This window comes from Streptomyces sp. NPDC093801 (genome assembly GCF_040701585.1).
Taxonomy (GTDB): Bacteria; Actinomycetota; Actinomycetes; order Streptomycetales; family Streptomycetaceae; genus Streptomyces.
The window spans coordinates 23,811-45,246 of record NZ_JBFBDP010000004.1; the positions used below are offsets into that span (position 1 = coordinate 23,811).

General features: G+C 75.2%; 20 protein-coding genes. 9 read left to right on the forward strand and 11 right to left on the reverse strand.

Annotated elements, in window-relative coordinates:
* The first annotated feature begins 158 nt into the window (after nt 1–158).
* Together AB0469_RS05260 and AB0469_RS05265 are read left to right on the forward strand one after the other, a co-directional pair.
* The gene (locus tag AB0469_RS05260) at nt 159–1,997 is read left to right on the forward strand and encodes an ABC transporter ATP-binding protein (RefSeq protein WP_366449970.1); all 1,839 of its coding nucleotides are present in this window, start codon (nt 159–161) and stop codon (nt 1,995–1,997) included.
* Nucleotides 1,994–3,775: an ABC transporter ATP-binding protein gene (locus tag AB0469_RS05265; protein ID WP_366449971.1), complete on the forward strand. Its 1,782-nt coding sequence runs from the start codon at nt 1,994–1,996 to the stop codon at nt 3,773–3,775. The genes AB0469_RS05260 and AB0469_RS05265 overlap by 4 nt, the downstream gene beginning before the upstream one ends.
* 82 nt (nt 3,776–3,857) lie before the next feature.
* Here AB0469_RS05265 and AB0469_RS05270 read toward each other — a convergent pair whose 3' ends face one another.
* Nucleotides 3,858–4,649 carry a metal-dependent hydrolase gene (locus AB0469_RS05270; RefSeq protein WP_366449972.1) on the reverse strand — a complete coding sequence of 264 codons (792 nt, stop codon included), beginning with the start codon at nt 4,647–4,649 and terminating at the stop codon, nt 3,858–3,860.
* 84 nt (nt 4,650–4,733) lie between these two features.
* Between AB0469_RS05270 and AB0469_RS05275 the strand changes: the two genes are divergently transcribed.
* The 3 genes from AB0469_RS05275 to AB0469_RS05285 all read left to right on the forward strand — a co-directional run bounded on the left by AB0469_RS05275 (nt 4,734) and on the right by AB0469_RS05285 (nt 8,849).
* Nucleotides 4,734–7,316, forward strand: coding sequence for a DUF3516 domain-containing protein (locus tag AB0469_RS05275; RefSeq protein WP_366449973.1), 2,583 nt, complete (start codon nt 4,734–4,736; stop codon nt 7,314–7,316).
* 115 nt (nt 7,317–7,431) lie between these two features.
* A complete protein-coding gene (locus AB0469_RS05280; protein ID WP_042809159.1) occupies nt 7,432–8,334 on the forward strand; it encodes an acyl-CoA thioesterase II in 903 nt (300 codons plus the stop codon).
* A gap of 113 nt (nt 8,335–8,447) precedes the next feature.
* Nucleotides 8,448–8,849, forward strand: a complete 402-nt coding sequence (locus tag AB0469_RS05285; RefSeq protein WP_366449974.1) for a YchJ family metal-binding protein — start codon at nt 8,448–8,450, stop codon at nt 8,847–8,849.
* Here AB0469_RS05285 and AB0469_RS05290 read toward each other — a convergent pair.
* The 7 genes from AB0469_RS05290 to AB0469_RS05320 all read right to left on the reverse strand — a co-directional run bounded on the left by AB0469_RS05290 (nt 8,813) and on the right by AB0469_RS05320 (nt 15,688).
* Nucleotides 8,813–9,673, reverse strand: a complete 861-nt coding sequence (locus AB0469_RS05290; RefSeq protein WP_366449975.1) for a DUF6397 family protein — start codon at nt 9,671–9,673, stop codon at nt 8,813–8,815. The two genes, AB0469_RS05285 and AB0469_RS05290, sit on opposite strands and share 37 nt — an antisense overlap.
* Before the next feature lie 172 nt (nt 9,674–9,845).
* Entirely contained in the window at nt 9,846–10,244 is a 399-nt protein-coding gene (locus tag AB0469_RS05295; RefSeq protein WP_042809302.1) for a roadblock/LC7 domain-containing protein, read from the reverse strand.
* 291 nt (nt 10,245–10,535) lie between these two features.
* Nucleotides 10,536–11,180: an ATP/GTP-binding protein gene (locus tag AB0469_RS05300; protein WP_366449976.1), complete on the reverse strand. Its 645-nt coding sequence runs from the start codon at nt 11,178–11,180 to the stop codon at nt 10,536–10,538.
* Entirely contained in the window at nt 11,180–11,560 is a 381-nt protein-coding gene (locus tag AB0469_RS05305) for a DUF742 domain-containing protein (RefSeq protein WP_366449977.1), read from the reverse strand. The genes AB0469_RS05300 and AB0469_RS05305 overlap by 1 nt, the downstream gene beginning before the upstream one ends.
* Before the next feature lie 17 nt (nt 11,561–11,577).
* Nucleotides 11,578–12,024: a roadblock/LC7 domain-containing protein gene (locus tag AB0469_RS05310; protein WP_366449978.1), complete on the reverse strand. Its 447-nt coding sequence runs from the start codon at nt 12,022–12,024 to the stop codon at nt 11,578–11,580.
* Nucleotides 12,024–14,771, reverse strand: a complete 2,748-nt coding sequence (locus AB0469_RS05315) for a nitrate- and nitrite sensing domain-containing protein (protein WP_366449979.1) — start codon at nt 14,769–14,771, stop codon at nt 12,024–12,026. Before AB0469_RS05315 ends, AB0469_RS05310 begins: the two co-directional genes overlap by 1 nt.
* 47 nt (nt 14,772–14,818) lie before the next feature.
* Complete coding sequence (locus AB0469_RS05320) at nt 14,819–15,688, reverse strand: MHYT domain-containing protein (RefSeq protein WP_366449980.1); 870 nt, start codon at nt 15,686–15,688, stop codon at nt 14,819–14,821.
* A 212-nt stretch (nt 15,689–15,900) separates the two neighbouring features.
* On the opposite strand from AB0469_RS05320, the gene AB0469_RS05325 reads away from it, so the two are divergent.
* Nucleotides 15,901–16,518 (forward strand): methyltransferase domain-containing protein, encoded by a 618-nt coding sequence (locus AB0469_RS05325; protein WP_366449981.1) that lies wholly within the window; start codon nt 15,901–15,903, stop codon nt 16,516–16,518.
* 61 nt (nt 16,519–16,579) lie between these two features.
* On the opposite strand, the gene AB0469_RS05330 is transcribed toward AB0469_RS05325, so the two are convergent.
* Nucleotides 16,580–17,494 (reverse strand): oxygenase MpaB family protein, encoded by a 915-nt coding sequence (locus AB0469_RS05330; protein WP_366449982.1) that lies wholly within the window; start codon nt 17,492–17,494, stop codon nt 16,580–16,582.
* A 135-nt stretch (nt 17,495–17,629) separates the two neighbouring features.
* Between AB0469_RS05330 and AB0469_RS05335 the strand changes: the two genes are divergently transcribed.
* Both AB0469_RS05335 and AB0469_RS05340 read left to right on the forward strand, forming a co-directional pair.
* Nucleotides 17,630–18,418, forward strand: coding sequence for a hypothetical protein (locus AB0469_RS05335; protein ID WP_366449983.1), 789 nt, complete (start codon nt 17,630–17,632; stop codon nt 18,416–18,418).
* A 54-nt stretch (nt 18,419–18,472) separates the two neighbouring features.
* A complete protein-coding gene (locus tag AB0469_RS05340; RefSeq protein WP_366449984.1) occupies nt 18,473–18,943 on the forward strand; it encodes an SAM-dependent methyltransferase in 471 nt (156 codons plus the stop codon).
* Nucleotides 18,944–19,020: 77 nt separating this feature from the next.
* Here the strand turns inward: AB0469_RS05340 and AB0469_RS05345 are convergent, their stop codons facing one another.
* Nucleotides 19,021–19,569 carry an MOSC domain-containing protein gene (locus AB0469_RS05345; protein WP_366449985.1) on the reverse strand — a complete coding sequence of 183 codons (549 nt, stop codon included), beginning with the start codon at nt 19,567–19,569 and terminating at the stop codon, nt 19,021–19,023.
* Between the two features lie 25 nt (nt 19,570–19,594).
* Nucleotides 19,595–19,777, reverse strand: a complete 183-nt coding sequence (locus tag AB0469_RS05350) for a hypothetical protein (RefSeq protein ID WP_366449986.1) — start codon at nt 19,775–19,777, stop codon at nt 19,595–19,597.
* 319 nt (nt 19,778–20,096) lie between these two features.
* On the opposite strand from AB0469_RS05350, the gene AB0469_RS05355 reads away from it, so the two are divergent.
* The gene (locus AB0469_RS05355) at nt 20,097–21,386 is read left to right on the forward strand and encodes a GAF domain-containing protein (protein ID WP_366449988.1); all 1,290 of its coding nucleotides are present in this window, start codon (nt 20,097–20,099) and stop codon (nt 21,384–21,386) included.
* Nucleotides 21,387–21,436: the final 50 nt, after the last annotated feature.

Sequence of the window (21,436 nt, forward strand, 5' to 3'; positions counted from 1 at the left end):
CACGGCGCGCGCCCCGCTCACGCCCCCGCGCCGTGCACGCCCCCGGGCGTGCACGGCGTGCGCCGGGCGGCGCTCCCCGCCGGAAATTCGATTGCCCGGCCCGCGACCGGAAGGCGAACCTTGCGTGGTTTGCACTTACCGAGCCGTGATGGGGCGTCATGCAGATCAGCGACCTTCCGTATCCGGATCCCGGGGTGCCGGACGCCCGCTCGGGCCCGCGTTTCCTGTGGTGGCTGGGCCGGGGCCAGCTCGGCGGGCAGGCCCGCAGCCTGGCCTGGGGGCTGGTGCACTTCTGCGGCATCGCCGGGCTGCCGTACGCGGTGGGCCTGGGCGTCGCGGCGGCCGTCGACCGCGACGGAGGGCGGCTGCTGCTGGTCGGCGGGCTCCTCCTGCTCGTCGGCACGGCCATCGCCGTCGGCGACGCCATGCTCCACCGCACCGCCGTCACCAACTGGATCACCGCCGCCGCCCGCGTGCAGCAGCTGCTCGCCCGCAAGACCGCCGAGCTGGGCTCCGCCCTGACCCGCCGGGTCGCGGCGGGGGAAGTCGTGGCCGTGTCCACGGGGGACGTGGAGAAGATCGGCTGGTTCGTCGAGGCGGTCTCCCGCTTCCTCGCCGCCGCCTTCGCGGTCGTCGCGATCTGCGTCGGGCTGCTGTTCTACGCGCCCGCGATCGGCGTGGTCGTGGCGGCGGGCGTCCCGTTCCTCGCGCTGTCCGTGCTGCCGCTGCTGCCGCGCGCCACGCGGCGGGCCGACGTCCAGCGCGAGAAGGCGGGCAGGGCCACCGAGCTGGCCTCCGACACCGTGGCGGGCCTGCGGGTGCTGCGCGGCATCGGCGGCGAGGAGCTCTTCCTCGACCGCTACCGCGAGGCCTCGCAGGAGGTCCGCAGGGCCGCGGTGCGCAGCGCCCGGATGTGGGCGCTGATCGCCGCGGTCCAGGTGCTGCTCCCGGGCGCCCTGATGGTCGCGGTGGTCTGGTACGGCTCCGTGCTCGTCCTGGACGGCCGGCTGGCGGTCGGCGAACTGGTCGCCGCCTTCAGCGCGGTGGCCACGATGCTGTACCCCTTGCGGCACTTCGAGGAGATCGCGATGTCCTACTCCTTCTCGCGGCCCTCCGCCCAGCGGGCGGCCCGGGTGCTGTCGCTGACGCGTACGGACGACGGGGCGGATCCCGCCGCCGCGCCGCCGGCGCAGGCTCCGGCACCGGGCGGGGACCTGTACGACCCCGCGACGGGGGTGCTGGCACCGGCAGGGCGGTTCACGGCCGTCGTGTGCGGGGACCCGGACCTGGCGGGCCGGCTCGCGGAGCGCCTGGGCGGGCACGCCGTGCACCCCGGGGACGGGGACGGGGCCCCGCCGTCGGCGCTGCTCGGCGGGGTCGCGCTGGACGGGCTCGCGCTGGACGTGGCGCGCGGGCTGGTCCTCGTCCAGGACAAGGACCCGGTGCTGCTGTCCGGGACCCTGCGCGAGCTGTTCGACGTACCGGCGTCGGGCGCCGTCCCGCCCCCGGCGGCGCTGGCGGCGGCGCAGTGCGGGGACGTCCTGGACGCCCTGCTCCAGGCGGCCCCCGACGGGGTGGACGACGCCATGGACGCCCGGATCACCGAGCGCGGCCGGTCCCTGTCGGGCGGGCAGCGCCAGCGGCTCGCGCTGGCCCGTTCGCTGGTCACCGACCCGGAGGTGCTGGTGCTGGACGAACCGACCTCGGCGGTCGACGCGCACACCGAGGCGCGGATCGCCGACGGGGTCGCCGCGCTGCGCGCCGGGCGCACCACCGTGGTGCTGGCGTCCTCGCCGCTGCTGCTGGACCGCGCCGACCGGGTCGTCCTGGTGCACGGGGGCCGGGCGGTGGCGGCGGGCACCCACCGCGAGCTGCTGCGGGCCGAGGGCCGCTACCGGGCGGTCGTCACCCGGGAGCTGGACGGGGAACAGGGGCGGATCGGCGGCCCCGCCGGGGACGTCACCGGGGAACTCACGGGAATCGAGGAATCAGCATGATCGGCGTGGCACCGCCGGAGCACGATCCGGCGGCCCCCGAGACGGCCGCGACGCTGCCCGTGGGCACGTCGGCGACCGTACGGGGCTACGTGCGCGGCCTGCTGCGGCGGCACCGGCGGGCCTTCGCGGCGCTGGTGGCGGTCAACGCGGTCGCGGTGGTCGCCTCCATGGTGGGCCCGTACCTGCTGGGGCGGGTGGTGGACGAGCTCTCGGCGGGGGCGCGCGAGCTCCATCTGGGGCGCGTGGCGCTGCTGTTCGCGGTGGCGCTCGCGATCCAGACCTGCTTCGTGCGGCTGGTCCGGCTGCGCGGGGCGGTGCTCGGCGAGGAGATGCTGGCCGACCTGCGCGAGGACTTCCTGGTGCGGTCGGTCGGCCTGCCGCCGGGGGTCCTGGAGCGGGCCGGCACCGGCGACCTGCTGTCACGGATCACCACCGACGTCGACCGGCTGGCGAACGCGATGCGCGAGGCGGTCCCGCAGCTGGCCATCGGCGTGGTCTGGGCGGGTCTGCTGTACGGCGCGCTCGCGGTCACCGCGCCGCAGCTGGCGCTGGCCGCACTGGTGGCGCTCCCGATCCTGGTCGTCGGCTGCCGCTGGTACTTCCGGCGGGCCCCCTCGGCGTACCGCTCGGAGGCCGCCGGGTACGCGGCGGTCGCGGCGGTGCTGACGGAGACGGTGGACGCGGGGCGGACGGTAGAGGCGCACCGCCTGGGCGGGCGCCGGATCGCGCTGTCGGAGCGGCGGATCAGGGAGTGGACGGCCTGGGAGCGGTACACGCTGTTCCTGCGGACGGTGCTCTTCCCCGTCGTCAACGCCACCTATGTGACGATCCTCGGCGCGGTGCTGCTGATCGGCGGGTACTGCGTGCTGCGCGGCTGGATGTCGGTGGGCCAGCTGACCACGGGCGCACTGCTGGCACAGATGATGGTCGACCCGATCGGCCTGGTCCTGCGCTGGTACGACGAGCTCCAGATCGCACAGGTGTCGCTGGCCCGGCTGGTGGGGGTCCGCGAGATCGAGCCGGCGGCGGGTGACCGCGCGGTGGCCCCGGAGGGCCGGGACGTCCGGGCGGACGAGGTCCGGTTCGGCTACCGGGAGGGCGTGGACGTCCTGCACCGGGTGTCGATGTCGGTTCCGCCGGGCACCCGGATGGCGCTGGTCGGCCCCTCGGGCGCGGGCAAGTCCACCCTGGGCCGGCTGCTGGCGGGGATCTACGCGCCGCGGACCGGGGAGGTCACCCTGGGCGGGGCGCGGCTCTCGCGGATGCCCGCGGAGCGGGTGCGCGAGCACGTGGCGCTGGTGAACCAGGAGCACCACGTGTTCGTGGGCTCGCTGCGGGACAACCTGCGGCTGGCCCGGACGGGCGCCGAGGACGCCGAACTGTGGGCGGCACTGGGCGCGGTGGACGCCGACGGCTGGGCGCGGGCGCTGGACGCGGGGCTGGACACGGAGGTGGGTTCGGGCGGCAGCGCGCTGACCCCGGCGCAGGCGCAGCAGATCGCGCTGGCCCGGCTGGTGCTGGCCGACCCGCACACGCTGGTGCTGGACGAGGCGACCTCGCTGCTGGATCCGCGGGCGGCCCGGCACCTGGAGCGGTCGCTGGCGCGGGTACTGGACGGCCGTACGGTCATCGCGATCGCCCACCGGCTGCACACGGCGCACGACGCGGACGTGATCGCGGTGGTCGAGGGCGGCCGGATCAGCGAACTCGGCTCGCACGACGAGCTGGTGGCGGCCGACGGGGCGTACGCGGCCCTGTGGCGGTCCTGGCACGGGTGACCGGCAGCCCGCCGTGCCGGGCGGGCCCTCCCGCCCGGCGCGGCGGGCCTCCGGACGGCGCCGCGGTCAGGCGGTCAGGCGGTCAGATGAAACCCAGGGCCGACGCCCCGCCGACGCCGCCCAGGAGCATGAACACCGGCATGAGGACCTTGAGCTCCACCCAGCTGCCGGCGCGGAAGCGCAGCGCCTTGGGCGGGCCGACCGGGTACCAGCGCTTCCCCTTGATCGGCAGGGGCCAGAGGATCGGGCAGCCGGAGACGGTCAGGGCGTCGCCGATGTCGTGGACGAGGGCGCCGAGCAGGATCGGCAGGCCGAGCCAGAGGTACTCCTGCCCCGGGCCGCTGAACAGCCAGCCGGCGCCGTTGCCCGGTTCGTCGAGGACCCCGGCCAGGATCCAGGCGCTGGTCGCGCCGAGCAGCCAGACCAGGACGTCGCTGGACATCCGCGCCGCCCGCCAGAGCAGGCCTTCGACGGCCAGCACCAGGTGGACGAAGAGGAGCACGAGGACGCCCCAGCGGTCGAAGCCCACCGCGACGGCGGAGGAGCCGGCGCCTATGAGGACCGCCCACAGCCAGGTGTGGGTCAGCGTGCGGTGGCCGCCGCTGCGGCGGGCGTCGCGCGGCGCGCGGGTGGCCTTGTAGACGGCGTACGAGATCTTGTCGACCACCTCGCACAGGCCCCGGGACAGCGGCCCGAAGGCGCGGGAGATCGTCGCCGACTTGTGGTCGAGGTCGGGGGCGAGTGCCGCTCCGGCGCAGATCAGGGCGCCGACGACGAGGACGGGCCAGGGCATCGGGTGGCCGAAGGCCGCGGTCGCGGCGCCCACCCCCAGCCAGGCCGCCGCCCCGGACAGTGAGTGCGCCGGACCCATCATGCTCGTTTCCCGCCCCGGTCCTGTCGTGGTGGGGCCCCGTCGACGTCTTCGGTCGGGCCGCCTCGACGGCCCAGCGTACCTGCGATGATCTTCTTTCCGTCCGCCGGTTCCCTCTTCCGGCGGGAAGCCAGGCAAGATGGGGGCGTGACCCTCATTGATCAGCTCCCGCCGACCGCCGACCCCGACGCCCTCTTCGAGGCTTTCTCCTCGTGGGCGGAGGACCAGGGCATCACCCTGTACCCGGCGCAGGAGGAGGCGCTGATCGAGGTCGTCTCCGGCGCGAACGTCATCCTGTCGACCCCGACCGGCTCGGGCAAGAGCCTCGTGGCGGCGGGCGCGCACTTCACCGCGCTGGCCCAGGACAAGGTCACCTTCTACACCGCTCCGATCAAGGCGCTGGTATCGGAGAAGTTCTTCGACCTGTGCAAGCTCTTCGGCACCGAGAACGTCGGCATGCTGACCGGCGACGCCTCCGTGAACGCCGACGCCCCGGTGATCTGCTGCACCGCCGAGGTGCTGGCCTCCATCGCCCTGCGCGACGGCAAGTACGCCGACATCGGCCAGGTCGTGATGGACGAGTTCCACTTCTACGCGGAGCCGGACCGCGGCTGGGCCTGGCAGATCCCGCTGCTGGAACTGCCGCAGGCGCAGTTCGTCCTGATGTCGGCGACGCTCGGCGACGTGAAGCGGTTCGAGGAGGACCTGACCCGGCGCACCGGCCGGCCGACCTCGGTGGTCCGCTCCGCGACCCGGCCCGTCCCGCTCTCGTACGAGTACGTGACCACGCCGATCACCGACACCATCACCGAGCTGCTGGAGACCCGGCAGGCGCCGGTCTACATCGTGCACTTCACCCAGGCCCAGGCGGTCGAGCGGGCGCAGTCGCTGATGAGCATCAACATGTGCACCCGCGAGGAGAAGGACAAGATCGCCGAGCTGATCGGCAACTTCCGCTTCACCACGAAGTTCGGCCAGAACCTCTCCCGCTACGTCCGCCACGGGATCGGCGTGCACCACGCGGGCATGCTGCCCAAGTACCGGCGGCTGGTCGAGAAGCTGGCCCAGGCCGGCCTGCTGAAGGTCATCTGCGGTACGGACACCCTCGGCGTGGGCGTCAACGTCCCGATCCGCACGGTGCTGTTCACCGCGCTCACCAAGTACGACGGCAACCGCGTCCGCACGCTGCGCGCCCGCGAGTTCCACCAGATCGCGGGCCGTGCGGGCCGCGCGGGCTTCGACACGGCCGGCTTCGTGGTCGCCCAGGCGCCCGAGCACGTCATCGAGAACGAGAAGGCCCTCGCGAAGGCGGGCGACGACCCCAAGAAGCGCCGCAAGGTGGTGCGCAAGAAGGCTCCCGAGGGATTCGTCGCCTGGTCGGACACCACCTTCGAGAAGCTGATCGCCGCCGACCCCGAGCCGCTGACCTCCCGCTTCAAGGTCACCAACATCATGCTGCTGTCGGTCATCGCCCGGCCCGGCGACGCCTTCCAGGCGATGCGCAGCCTCCTGGAGGACAACCACGAGCCGCGCAAGGCGCAGCTGCGGCACATCCGCCGGGCCATCGCGATCTACCGCTCCCTGCTGGACGGCGGCGTGGTCGAGAAGCTCGACACCCCGGACGCCGAGGGCCGCACCATCCGGCTCACCGTCGACCTCCAGCAGGACTTCGCGCTGAACCAGCCGCTGTCCACCTTCGCACTGGCCTCCTTCGACCTGCTGGACCCGGAGTCCCCGTCCTACGCGCTGGACATGGTCTCCGTCGTCGAGTCCACGCTGGACGACCCGCGCCAGATCCTGGCCGCCCAGCAGAACAAGGAGCGGGGCATCGCGGTCGGCGCGATGAAGGCCGACGGGATCGAGTACGAGGAGCGGATGGAGCGCCTCCAGGAGGTCACCTATCCCAAGCCCCTGGAAGAGCTGCTGGTGCACGCCTACGACGTGTACAGCAAGAGCCACCCGTGGGTCCGCGACCACCCCGTCTCCCCGAAGTCGATCATCCGCGACATGTACGAGCGGGCGATGACCTTCACCGAGTTCACCTCCTTCTACGAGCTGGCCCGCACCGAGGGCATCGTGCTCCGCTACCTGGCGAGCGCCTACAAGGCCCTCGACCACACCATCCCCGACGACCTGAAGTCCGAGGACCTCGAGGACCTGATCGCCTGGCTGGGCGAGCTGGTCCGCCAGGTCGACTCCAGCCTGCTCGACGAGTGGGAGCAGCTGGCGAACCCGGAGGTGGAGACGGCCGAGCAGGCCCAGGAGAAGGCCGACCAGGTCAAGCCGGTCACGGCCAACGCCCGCGCCTTCCGCGTGCTGGTCCGCAACGCGATGTTCCGCCGGGTCGAGCTGGCCGCCCTGGACCACGTCGACCAGCTGGGCGAGCTCGACGCCGAGTCCGGCTGGGACGCCGACGCCTGGGGCGAGGCCATGGACGCGTACTGGGACGAGTACGACGACCTCGGCACCGGCCCCGACGCCCGCGGCCCCAAGCTGCTGCAGATCGAGGAGGACCCGGCGCACGGCCTGTGGCGCGTCCGCCAGACCTTCGCCGACCCCAACGGCGACCATGGCTGGGGCATCAGCGCCGAGGTCGACCTCGCCGCGTCCGACGAGGAGGGCCGGGCCGTGGTCCGGGTCACCTCGGTGGGCGAGCTCGGCGCGCTCTGACCTCCCCCGGACCGCGTCCGGGGGGATCCCCGATACACAAGGCACCGGCCCGGGCGGACCCGCCCGGGCCACCGGACCCGCCGGACCCGCCGGACCCGACAGTGGAGAGCCCGTGATGACGAACCCCGCCGAGAGACTGGTCGACCTGCTCGACCTGGAGCAGATCGAGGTCAACATCTTCCGGGGGGCCAGCCCCCAGGAGTCCCTCCAGCGCGTGTTCGGCGGACAGGTCGCCGGCCAGGCCCTGGTGGCGGCCGGCCGGACCACCGAGAGCGACCGCCCGGTCCACTCCCTCCACGCGTACTTCCTGCGCCCGGGGATCCCCGGGGTCCCGATCGTGTACCAGGTGGAACGGGTCCGCGACGGGCGCTCCTTCACCACGCGCCGGGTCACCGCCGTCCAGCAGGGCAAGACCATCTTCAACCTGACCGCCTCCTTCCATCACCCGGAGGAGGGCAGCATCGAGCACCAGCTGCCTCCCCGCCTCGACTTCCCCCATCCGGACGAGCTCCCGAAGGTCGTGGACGAGATCCGCGAGCACCTGGGCGCGCTGCCCGAGGCTCTGGAGCGGATGGCCCGCCGCCAGCCCTTCGACATCCGGTACGTGGACCGGCTCCGCTGGACCCCCGAGGAGCTCAAGGACGCCGATCCGCGCAGCGCGGTGTGGATGCGCGCGGTCGGCCCGCTGGGCGACGACCCGCTCGTGCACACCTGCGCCCTCACCTACGCCAGCGACATGACCCTCCTCGACGCCGTGCGCATCCCCGTGGAGCCGCTGTGGGGCATGCGCGGTTTCGACATGGCCTCCCTGGACCACGCCATGTGGTTCCACCGGCCGTTCCGGGCGGACGAGTGGTTCCTGTACGACCAGGAGTCCCCCATCGCCCACGGCGGCCGGGGCCTGGCCCGCGGACGCATCTACGACCTGGAGGGCAGGCTGCTGGTCTCCGTGGTCCAGGAGGGGCTGTTCCGCCCCTACCCGGCGGAGAAGGCGGTTCCGGCCGTGTCCCCGCAGTAGAGCGGGCCGCCGGCCGACCCGGCCCCGCCGGTCCGCCCCGGCCGGTCCATCCGGCCTGCCGCCCCCGTCGTTCCTTCCGTCGCCCCTCCCGTCCCGAAGAACTGAGCCCTTCCATGTCCACCCCGGTCCTCCCCTGCCCCTGCGGGCTGCCCGCCGCCTATCCGGCCTGCTGCGGCCGCTTCCACTCGGGGGCGCAGCAGGCTCCCACCGCCGAGCTGCTGATGCGCTCGCGCTTCAGCGCCTTCGCGGTCGGCGACACCGCCTACCTGATGCGGTCCTGGCATTCCTCGACCCGCCCGGGCCGGCTCGACCTCGATCCGGACCAGCGCTGGGAGCGGCTGGAGGTCCTCGCGACCGAGCGCGGCGGGATCTTCGAGACCGAGGGGTCGGTGGAGTTCCGCGCGCACTACCGCGAGGGCGGGCACACGGGATCGCTCCACGAGAACAGCGCCTTCTCCCGGGAGGGCGGCGCGTGGGTCTACGTCGGCCCCCTCTCCCCCGTCGAGTTCGACTGATCCCGCGCCCCTGCCAGGGCCGAGTCCAGCCTGGCGCGGTACCGGTCGACCTCCTGCGGCCGCTGCGCCAGCAGGAGCGGGCGGGCCACCGCCGCGGCCGCCGGGACCTGCGGGTGGCCGTAGGGCGGGGGTGGTGCGAGGGCAGCGAGCACGATCCGCTCGGCCGGGTCGGGCACGGCGGCCAGCACCTCCTCGTCCGGGAGCACGGAGGCCACCACGGCGGCCCGCTCCCACGGGTCGGCGGTCCGTCTCAGCAGCAGCCCCACGTGCCGTTCCCGCCACTTGAGCGGGCGCAGGTCCGCCCGGGCCGCCCACAGCTCCCGGTCCCCCGGGGGCGCGGCGCCCCGCAGCAGCCCCGGCTCCCGGGCGGCGAACTCCCTCAGCTCCGCCGCCAGATAGAGCCAGACCAGGGCCCGGTAGCGGTTGACCCGGTAGCCGACGGGGCCCAGGTGCCCGCAGCGGGCGAGCCGGGTGAACCGGGTCGGCCCGGTGCCCAGCACCCGGGCCGCGTGGTCCGCGCCGGCCACCGTCTCGACCTGGGCGCGCAGTGCCTCCGGGAATCCCCGCGCCGCCTTGACCCGCTCCAGCTCGGCCCGGGTGAACCGGGCGGCGACGCCCGCCGCACGGGGCCCCTGGCGCACCAGCCCGAGCTGGACGGCCCGGGCGAACTCACTCCGCCTCAGGCCCAGTTCCGCCGCGGCCCGGACCCCGCCGAGCAGGGCCTCCGGCCGCGCGTCCGCCTCCGGCCGCGCGTCCGCCTTCGACCCCGCGTCCGCCTCCTGGGTCGTCCCGAGGGGCGCGCGCTCCTCCATGTCCAGCTTCATCACGGTCCTCCCCCATACCTGGCGACCACCCCTGGCGATCACTCTGTGTGAAGACCGTAACCGAGAGCTACGACATCGCGCCCGGCCTGTGGACAACTCCCCGGACCCTGCCGGTTCCCCGCCGGAGCGGCGGACCCGGCCCGCTCCGCGGACTCCCCCGAGCGCCGTGCGCTCAGCCCCCGGTGATCCGCCGCTCCGCGACACCCAGGTGTTCCCCCACCCGGTTGACCAGCAGCGTCATCTCGTACGCGACCTGCACGATGTCCGCCTCGGCGGCGCTCAGGGCGCACAGGCTGCTGCCCGAACCTGCCGCCACCACGAAGAGGAAGCCCTCGTCGTACTCGACCATCGTCTGGCGCACCTCACCCGCCCTGAAGTGTCGTCCGGAGCCCTTCGCCAGGCTCTGCAGCCCGGCCGCGACGGCGGCGAGGTGCTCGGCGTCCTCCCGTGCCAGGCCCGCGCTCGCCGCCGTCACCAGTCCGTCGTTCGACAGGACGACCGCGTGGCGCACCTGCGGGACCCTGCGCGTCAGATCGTCCAGCAACCAGTCGAGCTGCTTGTCCAGTGCCATTTCCAGCCCCTCCCCGTTGACCCGGCCGACGTGGCCGCGCCCCTCCCCGCGTGGTCGTGCCGCAAGCCTTCCCCACCAGGGGCTTTCCGGCAAGGAGGATGGACGCATGGCACGGAAGATGACTCAAGAGGAATGGCGGGCGTCCGTCCCGCGCTCCGCCCGCGCCGGAAGGCCGTCCGCGCCCCGCGGGGACGGAAGCCCTCCCACCGCTCCCACCCGGTCCGTTCCCGGCGGCGGCCGCTGCGCGTGCACCACCGCCGCAGACACCGTCAAGAGGCGGAATCCGGCCCTTCACACGGAACCGGCCTGCGGTCCAACGGCCTCCAGCAGCCGGGCGGTGTGCACCCGCCCCGCGTACTCGACCAGCCGGATCAGCACCTCCTTGCCCGAGTCCTTGTCCCGCGCGTCGCACAGGACCACCGGCGTCCCCTGCTCCAGGTCCAGCGCCCGCGACACCTCGTTCGCCCCGTAGCTCCGGGCGTCGGCGAAACAGTTGACGGCGACCACGAAGGGGATCCGCCGGTGCTCGAAGTAGTCCACCGCCGGAAAGCAGTCCTCCAGCCGCCGGGTGTCGGCGAGCACCACCGCCCCGAGCGCGCCCTGCGCCAGCTCGTCCCACAGGAACCAGAAGCGGTCCTGGCCCGGTGTGCCGAACAGGTACAGCGACAGCCCGGAGCGGATGGTGATCCGCCCGAAGTCCATGGCCACCGTGGTCGTGGACTTCCGTTCCACCCCGCCGGTGTCGTCGACCAGCTCGCCCGCCTCGCTCAGCAGTTCCTCCGTCCGCAGCGGACGGATCTCGCTGACCGCGCCGACCAGCGTGGTCTTGCCCACCCCGAACCCGCCCGCCACGAGGATCTTCAGCGCGAGCGCGGCCAGATCGGCGTCCCCCGCCGAGCCCCCCGTCCCCGTGGCTCCGTCGTCGTGCAGTCCCATCACAGCGCTCGCAATCCCTCGATGACTTCCCGCAGAATCCGCAGCTCCGGCAGCCGGGCGGGCGCCACCGGACGGCTGACCTTCACCTGCCCCGCCTCCAGCAGGTCCCCCAGCAGCACCCGCACCACGCCCACCGGGAGATCGGCCTCGGCGGCGAGCTCCGCGACCGACTGGGTCTCGGACCGGCAGAGCCCCAGCAGGGCCCGGTGTTCGGGGCCCAGCAGCGCCGCCTCCCCCGCCCCGCCCGCCGCCGCGTCGACCACGACCAGGGCGATCAGGTCGAAGCGGACCCCGTGCGGCCCCGGCTTCGTCCGCCCTCCGGTCATGGCGTACGGGCGGACGAGCGGGCCCGCGTCGGCGTCGTACCACCGGCCGTCCACGGGCCGGGCCTTCGCTCTCACCCGGCGGCCGGCGGGTGGTGGACCGCGTACCGGGGCGGGGTGTAGAGGTGCTCGCCGACCCGTTTGACCAGCCGGGCCATCTCGTACGCGATCAGGCCTACGTCCGCGCCGGCCGTACTGAGGACCGCCAGGCAGGAACCGTCCCCCGCGGCCGCGACGAAGAGGAACCCCTCGTCCATCTCCACCATCGTCTGGCGCACGTCCCCCGCGCGGAAGTGCCGGCCCGCGCCCTTGGCGAGGCTGTGGAACCCGGAGGCCACGGCGGCCAGGTGCTCGGCGTCCTCCCGGCTCAGCCCGCTGGAGGAGCCGACCGCGAGCCCGTCGTTGGACAGGACCACCGCGTGCCGCACCTCCCGGACCCGCATCACCAGTTCGTCGAGCAGCCAGTCCGGCCCGCTCGTCCGGCGGACGCCGCCGAGCGCGGCCCTGTGGTGTTCGGTCATCACACTTCTCCTTCGCTGCCTGCAGGGGGGGAGTCGTCCCGGGAGCCGCGCGCCCATCCGGCCCGGTAGGCCGCCATCCGGTCCCGCACCTGCTCCGGGCTCCGGCCCGGAGGCCCGGCGGGAGTCCCTTCCCAGGCCGGGGGCGGCACGGCGGGGGCCTCGCGCAGCTGCGGGACCAGGCTGGCCTGGCGCACCCGGCGCGGCAGTTCGGCCGCGGGGACGGCGGGGAGCGGGATGGCGCGGGGTGCGCCGGCCGGTGCGGCGGGGGGTGCCGCCTCCGGCGACGCGGGCGCGACGGACGCCGCGGCGGTACGGATGCCCGCGCCACCGGGGGCGCACGGCCGCAGGGGCGCCACCGGGGCGGGTGCCGGATCCCTGGGGGCGGGTACGGGGCGCGCGCCGGGCCCGGCCGCGGGGACGGGGCCCGGGTCCGGCGCGGACGGCTCGGGGGCGGCAGGGGCCGCGGGGACGGCGGCGGCGGCCTGCGGGCGGCGGCCCGGGCCGGGGGCCGGGGCGCCGCCCGCGGTCTCCCCAACGTCCGCGGCCCGCAGCGGCTCCGGCCGCTCGCCGTCGGCCGCGCCGTACGCCGCCGCAGGCTCCGCCACGGCGGCCTGCGGGGCCTCGATGGCGCCCTGGAGGAGGGCGAGCGGCAGCAGCACCACCGCGGTGGTGCCCCCGTACGGCGAGGGGCGCAGGTGCACCCGGATGCCGTGGCGGGCGGAGAGCCGGCTGACGACGAAGAGCCCCAGGCGGTCGCTGTCGAAGAGGTCGAGGTCCTCGGACTGCTCGATCCGCCGGTTCGCCTCGGCGAGGGCCTCGCGGCCCATGCCGAGCCCGCGGTCCTCGACCTCCAGCACGTAGCCGGCGCCGACGGGCTCACCGCTGACCCGGACCTTGGTGTGCGGCGGGGAGAACTGGGCGGCGTTCTCGATCAGTTCAGCGAGGAGGTGGGTGAGGTCGGCGACCGGTCCCCCCGCGACCGGGGTCTCGGCGAGCCCGCGCACCTCGACGCGCGGATAGTCCTCGATCTCGGAGACGGCCGCGCGCACGACGTTCGTCAGCGGCACCGGCATCCGCCAGGCCCTGCCGGGGGCCGCACCGGACAGGATGATCAGGCTCTCGGCGTGACGGCGCATCCGGGTGGTGAGGTGGTCGAGCCGGAAGAGGTCGCCGAGCTCGCCCGGGTCGTCGGCCCGGCGCTCCATCGAGTCCAGCAGGGTGAGCTGCTTGTGGACCAGGACCTGGCTGCGGCGGGCGAGGTTGACGAAGACCCCGCTGACCCCGCTCGCGAGTTCGGCCCGCTCGACCGCGGCGCTGAGGGCGGCCCGGTGGACGGTGGACAGGGCCTCGCCCACCTGGGTGATCTCGTCCTCGGCGGGCGGGCCGGACGGGGCCTCGGCCTCGATGTCGATCTCGTCGGCCCGGCCGGCCCGGATCCGGTCCATGGCGTCCGGGAGCTTGCGGTGGGCGATCTCCAGGGCGGAGTTGCGCAGCGTCACCAGCTCCACGACCAGGAAGCGGCCGATGCGGACGGAGATGACGAGGGACACGGCGACGGCGGCCAGGCCCAGCAGCACGGCGGCGCCGGCCGGGCTGAGGGCGGTCCCGGCGAGCGGATCGGCGCGCCGGGCGGTCTCGGCGTGCGCGGCTTCCCGGATCTCGCGCATCGAGCTGCTGACGCTCGTGTACGCGCCGTCCCACCCCGGGGGCGTGCCGCGCGGCTCCTTCACCGCGGAGCCGGCGGAACCCCCGGAGCCCGCGGAGCCCCCGGAACCCGCGCTCGCGGAAGCAGCGGTGGCGGCCGGCGCCGTCAGGGCCTTGTCCTCGGCGGCGGTCAGCTCCGTGTAGGCGGCGCTGACCGCCACGGCCCGCCAGACCGCCCGCTGGCCGGGGGGCAGGTCCCCCGCGCTGGCCGCCGTCAGCGCACGGCGGGACTCCACCGTGCCGGTCAGACGGCGCTGCGCGTCGGCGTTGCGGGGGCCCGGCAGGGCGAGCAGGGCGTCCTCCCGGGAGAGCAGTTCGGCGGCCCGGGCGAACTCCAGCAGGACGCGCGCGTCCGGTCCGGGTTCGGCGTCCCGGCCGCCGGACAGGGCTCCCTCGACGGCGAGGGCGGATTCGGCCACGCGGGTGTACGTCTCGTAGGCCCCGTCCGGGGTGGCCCGGCGGGCCGCGACGTCCTTGCGGGCGGAGCCGAGCGCCTCGGCGTCGGCGACGAAGGAGCGGAGGCGGACGACGACGTCGGCGCGGTAGTCGCCGGAGTCGGCGACGGTGTGGCGGTCGCCGAGGCGCAACCGCCCCACGGCCGCGTCGGTGCGCCGGGCCTGCTGTTCGAGGGCGGACGCCTGGCCGGAGGCGGGGTCGGCCAGGAAGCGGACGGCGGCCCGGCGCTCGGCCTGGAGCTCGGTGAGGGCGGCGGCCACGGGCGTGCGCATCCCGGCGTCGACCTGCCGGAGGCGGTCGAGGCGGGCCACGTCCTGGGCGGCGCCGACGGTGGCGAAGCCCCAGAGGGCGAGCAGGGAGACCACCGGGACCATCAGCAGCGAGACGACCTTGGCGCGCACGGTGGCGGGCCGCAGCCGGACCGCCGGCCGCGCCGGACCCCCGTCGCCCGTGCCGGCGCCGCCGCCGGGGAACCCGGGCCCGTCCCCCTCCTCGGCGGGGGGACCGGCGTGGGCGCGGCGGCCGCGCACCGGGGGCGCGGGCGGCCGCGGCGCCGCTGGTTCCGGTCTGGTGCGGGGTCTGCGCATGGACTCCTCGTTCCGGGGAGGTACGTCTGGACGGGGCGCGGGGGTGGTCAGCGGGAGGGGGCGGCGCGCTCCACCGGGCGCCGGGCGGAGGGCGGCGCCGGGGCCGGGGCCGGAGCGGACGGGAACGCGGGCGCCGCCGCGTTCGGGGACGCGGATGCGGAGGCCGCGGCGGAGGCGGAGTCCGACGCCGCCCACTCGTCCGCCGTCGGGGACAGCGCGACGAAGGCGGCGGTGATGAAGAGGTACGAGCCGAGCCCGACCGCGAGCGGGAAGACGAACTGCACCGCGGTGGCCCCCGGAAGGGCCTGGTCCGAGGGGGCCACGCGGACGGCGACGGCCATCATCCCGGTGTAGTGCATGCTGCTGACGGCCCCGCCCATGACGAGGGAGGCGACGGCCACGGCCAGCGGCGAGCTGATGTTGAGGGCGGCCCACAGCGCGGCGGTCGCGGCGACGACGGCGATGGCGACGGACAGCCCGACGGTGAGCGGGTCGTAGACGATCCGGCCGTGCAGGCGCAGGGCCGCCATGCCGAGGTAGTGCATGCTCGCCACGCCGAGGCCGGTGGTGAGGCCGCCGAGGACCAGGGAGCGGCCGCGGTCCTTGCCGTAGCCGACGGCGAAGACCCCGGCGCCGACGACGAGCACGGCGCCGAGCAGGCTCAGCAGGGTCAGCGGCACGTTGAAGTGGATCTCGGTGCCGGTGACGTGGAAGCCGAGCATGGCGATGAAGTGCATCGTCCAGATGCCGGTGCCGATGGCGGAGGCCGCGGTGAGCAGCCAGTTGCGGCGGGAGGCGCCCGTCGCGGCGAGCGCGCGGACGGTGCAGCGCAGCCCCAGGGCGGCGCCGGTCGATGCCATCACGTACGACAGCACGGGTGTCAGCCAGCCATAGGCGGCGTGGTCCAGGTGTCCCATGGCCACGGGACGCTAGTCCGGGTGAGGGCACGAACAAGGGGCGCATTTCGAAAGCCGCTGGAACTGCTGGAATATGACAGAGCTCCGTTCGTCTGCGATCACACCACGTGCCACCTTGCACACGGTGCGCAGGGACCCCATGTGAGCCGCCCGCGGGGCCGCACGGGCCCCCGGGGCGCCGGACCGGGCACCGGGTGGGGAATCATGGGTGCATGGACACGGTGAACCGCAGGAGCGAGGACCGGGCGCGCGTACAGGAGTTCTTCGGGGCGCGTGCGGACGCCTGGGACGAGAAGTTCCCGGAGGACGGCCCCGCCTTCGCGACGGCCGTCGCCGAGCTCGGCGTCGGGCCCGGCGACCGGGTGCTCGACGCGGGCTGCGGGACCGGGCGGGCGCTGACCCCGCTGCGCGCCGCCGTCGGCCCCTCCGGGACCGTGCTCGGCGCGGACCTCACCGAGCGGATGCTGGCCGCCGCCCGGCGGGCGGGACGCGGGGCGGACGGGACGCTGCTGTGCGCGGACGTGGCCCGGCTGCCGCTGCGCGACGGGGCCCTGGACGCGGTGTTCGCGGCGGGGCTGATCGCGCACCTTCCCGAGCCGGCGGCGAACCTGCGGGAGCTCGCCCGCGTGGTCCGCGCCGGTGGCCGGCTCGCACTGTTTCACCCGATCGGGCGAGCGGCGCTCGCCGCGCGCCACGGCCGCGAGCTCACCCCCGACGACCTGCGGGCCGAGCACAACCTCGGCCCGCTGCTGTCCGGTTCCGGCTGGCGGATGACCTCGTACGCCGACGAGGACGCCCGCTTCCTGGTCCTGGCCGTACGCGGCGCCTGAGGCGGGCTCCCGCCCCTGCGCGCCGGCCCGCGCACCGGGGTCCCCGCCGGACCCCCGGGGGCTACGCCGGGGGCTGGGCCTCCGCTCCGGCCGGGCGGCGCGGATGGGGCACGGGGCAACCGCTCGCCCCGGGCACCGGGAAGGTGCCGAGCTCGCCCACGTCGTAGCCGTCGGGGTAGCCCTTGATCTCCGGGTTCTGGCGCGCGTAGTGCGGCGCCTTCCGCGGCGGCAGCAGCCGTACCGCCCGGCCGCGCAGCCGCAGGGCTCCCCGGACCAGGCGGCTGAGGGCGGGGTGCGGGCGCTCGTAGCGGAAGGCGTCCAGCAGCGGCTCGTCGAGGAGGGCGCGGCTCGCGCGGAGCACGGCGGGGGCGAGGGGCGCCGGATACCAGGAGGCCATCAGGCCGAGGGTGGCGTCGGCGACCCCGCGGCCCCCCTCGTCCCAGCCGAAGTGGGCCTCCTCGTAGGCGTCCAGGGTCGTCTCGAACTCCTCGTAGGAGCCGGGGACGTCCTTGATGCCCAGGTGCTTGCCGAGCGTCGCGTAGTAGTTGGCGCAGGCTCGGCGCTCGTGGTGGGTCAGCGGGCGCCAGCCGTAGGCCTCGATCCAGCGCGAGGGGATCACCACGAAGGTGCACAGGACGTAGCGCATGTCGTCGTCGGAGATGTCGTAGCTGCGGTGCATCTGGTTGACGCGGCGGATCGCGGTGCGCGCCGTGTCGTGGTCGAAGCCGTGCTCCACGACCGCGTCGAGCAGCAGCGCGGTGTCGTCGTAGCGCTTCTGGGGGCGCTCGGTGAACTCGGCCGTCTCGGCGAGCAGGCTGCCGATGCTCGGGACGGCGTAGGTGCGGAAGAGGGCGAGTTCCAGGGCGCGGGTGAAGTCCCAGGGGAACTCGTAGGTGGCGGTGAGCCGGTAGATGGCGAGGAAGTCCTTGTCGGGGTCGAGCCGGAGGATCTCCTTCAGCCGGTCGTAACGCTGCACCGGTCTCCCTTCTCTGTGGCGGGTGGTCAACTCTACGTGCAGGTAGCAGGCTTGAAAATCGCCGCCCGCCGGGTCTCGACGTGCGAGTTACCCGCTGGTTAGGGTGCGCCGACGAGACTGCGATCGGGAGGCCACGTGTCGGACGAGGAGGGCGGGGGCTCGCTGTACGTGCTGAGCGCCGTGCTGCTGACCCCCACGCAGTTCCCGGCACTGCTCGGCGACGACTTCCCGGAGGCCTGCGCGCTGCTGGGCGTGGCGCCGGCCGCCGAGGGGTACGGGCTGGTGCTCGGCCAGGACGAGGAGGGCGCCCGCTGGACGGTCGTCGTGGACGACGTCTCCCTGGTGGCCGCCGCCATCGCCTCCTGGGACTGCGGCATGGAGTACGACCTGTCGCCCGACGAGCGGACGGTCGTGCTCTCGCTGGCGGGCTGGCCGCTGGAGCTGACGGTGTCGACGCCCGGCATCCCGGCGCCGCACGACCCGGAGCGGGGCGCGGACGGCACCGGACGGGTACCGCTGGCGCCGCCGTCGGCGGATGCCTGGGGGCCGGTGCAGCGGAGGCTGGGCGCGGACCAGATCGCCCGGGAGTGGGCGGACTGGAGCGGGCGCGAGGCGGAGGACGGCGGGGCGGCGGCCGCGGCGCACCCGGGGCTGGCGCGGGCGCTGCGGGAGGCTGTGGACTACGCCCGGCAGGCGCCCCCGCCGGGGCGGGTCCGGTCGGCCTTCGCGGGTGAGGGCGTACGGACCTTCCGGGCGGACGGGCCCGGCTGGTCGCTGGTGGCCCGGACCGGCGACGCGGCCTTCGTCCTGCTGGACGAGGAGCCGGGCGGGGTGCTGGCGGTGCCCCGCGAGGGGCTGGACGGGCTGCCCGGGCTGTCCGTCCTGCTGGCGGCGCTGGACCGGGCGGCCGTGCGGCCGGCCTGAGGACGGATCCGGGGAACGATGGACGGGGAACGGGGAGTGGTGAGGGTGGACCCGATGGACGTGGAACCGGTGGACGTGGAACCGGTGGGCGTGGTCGTGGGCGGCCGGGCCGAGGTCGTGGACGACGACTGGGGACCGGAGCGGGCCGTGATCCGGCTGGACGCCGGACGGTTCGGGCCGGAGGCCCTCTACGGGCTGGAGGACTTCTCGCACCTCGAGGTCGTCTACCACTTCGACCGGGTCCCGGCGGACGCGGTCAAGACGGGCGCCCAGCATCCGCGGGGGAACCGGGACTGGCCGCTGGTCGGCATCTTCGCGCAGCGCGGCAAGAACCGGCCCAACCGGCTCGGCGTCTCCCCCTGCCGGGTGGTGAAGGTCGACGGCCTGGACGTGCACGTGGAGGGCCTGGACGCGGTGGACGGCACCCCGGTGCTCGACATCAAGCCGTACATGCGGGAGTTCGGGCCCCGCGGCGAGGTCCGCCAGCCGGAGTGGGCGTCGGCCCTGATGCGCGACTACTACTGAGCCGGCGCCGCCCGGGCGGCCCGGACCGCCGGAGTCGGGGAGAGCCGCCTCCGGCCGGGCGCGCGCCCGCGCACCGCTCAGACCCGTTCGAGCGGTACGTGCGGCGCGGGCGGGAGGGTGACCGAGATGGCGTCACCGGGGCGGACCGTGCCGCCCTGCTGGACCACGCCCATGATGCCGGCCCTGCGGACCAGCCGGCCCTCCTGGTCCCGGCCGACGACCTGCTTGAGCAGTCCGTCCTGGAAGGCGTTGATCTGCGGGCACGGGTTGCGCAGGCCCGTCACCTCCACGACCGCCTCCGCCCCGATGCCCAGCAGGGTGCCGGTGGGCAGGGCGAGCAGGTCGATCCCCTCGGTGGTGACGTTCTCCCCGAGCTGGCCGGGCGCGACGCTGAAACCGGCCTCGGCGACCTCGTCGAAGAGCTCCCGGTGGATCAGGTGGACCTGGCGCAGGTTGGGCTGCGTCGGGTCCTGCGCCACGCGCGAGCGGTGCCTGACCGTGACCCCGGCGTGCACGTCGCCCTCGACACCGAGGCCGGCGAGCAGGGTGATGCTCTCCCGGTTCGGCTTCGTGAACGAGTAGACGCCGTTGCTGCTGACCGCCGCGACCCGTGCGGTGGTGTTCATGTGACTGCTCCCCCCTTGGCCGCCCTCAGCGGCCGAGCTGCTTTCTCGACAGGCCCCGCACCCGGCGTCTCTGGGCGGGGTCCAGGAGGAGGTAGGCCAGCACCGGGACCCCGATCAGGACCGCCAGCGCGGCCCAGAACCCGAACAGCCAGAACAGCACGACCGCCGCCGCGATCGCGACGGCCGCGGTCTTCCCGCTCTTCGACATCTGCGGACACCTCCTCCTGCGTCGCCCACTACCCGCACAACGCGCCACGGCGACGGTACGTTCCCGGCCACGCCACCGCATCCCGCGCGAGGTGACCGGCGAGGCCGGCGAGGAGGCCATCCCCTGCGGCGCCCGCTGCGGCGTCGCGGCGGGCTCCGGCGCGCACCGGCCCGGCTCCGGCGCGGACCGGCCTGGTCTCGGCGCGGACCGGCCTGGTTTCGGCGAGAACTGGCCGACGCGGCGCTTGCCGGGGTCCCGGCCCCGCCCCACGATGGGGCCCTCCGCGCACCGCGGCTCCACGGTCCCTGGGGAGGGTGACATGGGCGATCCGTCGCCGGCGCTGCCGGGCGGGGCCGATCCCGTCGAGCGCACGCGCGTCCTGCGGCGGGCGCACGAGGCCTTCACCCGGGACGGGCGGGTCGAGCCGCCGGTCCGGGCGGTGATCGCGAAGTCCTGGCGGCGCTGCGCGCGGGCCCGGGTCAGCCCCGAGTGCGCGCCCCGCCTGGAGCGGCCGGAGCCGGAGCTGCTGGCGTACCGGGAGCGGCATCCGCTGGCCCGGGTGATGCCGCTGTTCCGGGACCTGGTGGGGGCGTTCGCCGCGCACGGGGCCCATCTGCTGGCGGTGTGCGACGCGCGGGGCGGGCTGCTGTGGGTCGAGGGCGAGCCCGCCACCCTGGGGCGGGCCGAGGAGCTGGGCTTCGTACCGGGTTCGCGCTGGGCGGAGACGGCGATGGGAACCAACGCCCCCGGTACGGCGGTCGCGCTGGGGGAACCCGTCCAGGTCTTCGGAGCCGAGCACTTCAGCCGCCGGGTGCACCCCTGGACCTGCGCGGCGGCCCCGGTCCGGGACCCGCGCACCGGCCGGGTGCTGGGCGCGGTGGACATCACCGGCGGCGACGGGCTGGCCCATCCGCACTCGCTCGCCTTCGTGCAGGCGGTGGCCCGGGCCGCCGAGGCCCAGCTGGCGCTGCTGGCGCCGGAGCCGGACGCGGCCGCCCCCGACACCCTCGGCGTGCTCGGCCGCGACGAGGCGCTGCTCGTGCTCGGCGGGCGCCGGATCAGGCCGGGCCGGCGGCACAGCGAGATCCTGACCCTCCTCGCGCAGCATCCCGAGGGGCTGTCCGGGGAGGAGCTGGCCTACGCCCTGTACGAGGACGAGTCGGTGGCGGCGGTGACGCTGCGGGCGGAGATGTCCCGGCTGCGCGCCCTGCTGGGCGCCGGGAACCTGCTCTCGCGCCCGTACCGCACGGCCGTCCCGCTGGAGGCCGATTTCGCGGCCGTGACCCGGCACCTGGCGGCGGGCGCGGTCTCGGCCGCCCTCACCCGCTACCCGGGCCCGCTGCTGCCGTCCTCCTCCGCCCCCGGCATCGTCCGGCTCCGGCGCCGGATCGAGGACCAGGCACGGGCGGCGGTGATCGCGCGGGCGGACGTGGGGCTGCTGTCCGACTGGGTGTGCAGCCCGTGGGGTGCCGAGGATCCGGCCGTGTGGCGGGCCCTGGCCGCGGCGCTGCCGCCGCGGGACCGGCCGGCCGCGCTGGCCCGCGTACGCTCCCTCGACGAGGAGCTGGGCGCGGGGCGTGCAACGTTCCCGCAACCTGCCCGCTCCTAGCCTCCCTCCCGAGCGCTGTCCGACGGCGGCCGGCGCCCGGCAAGGGGAGG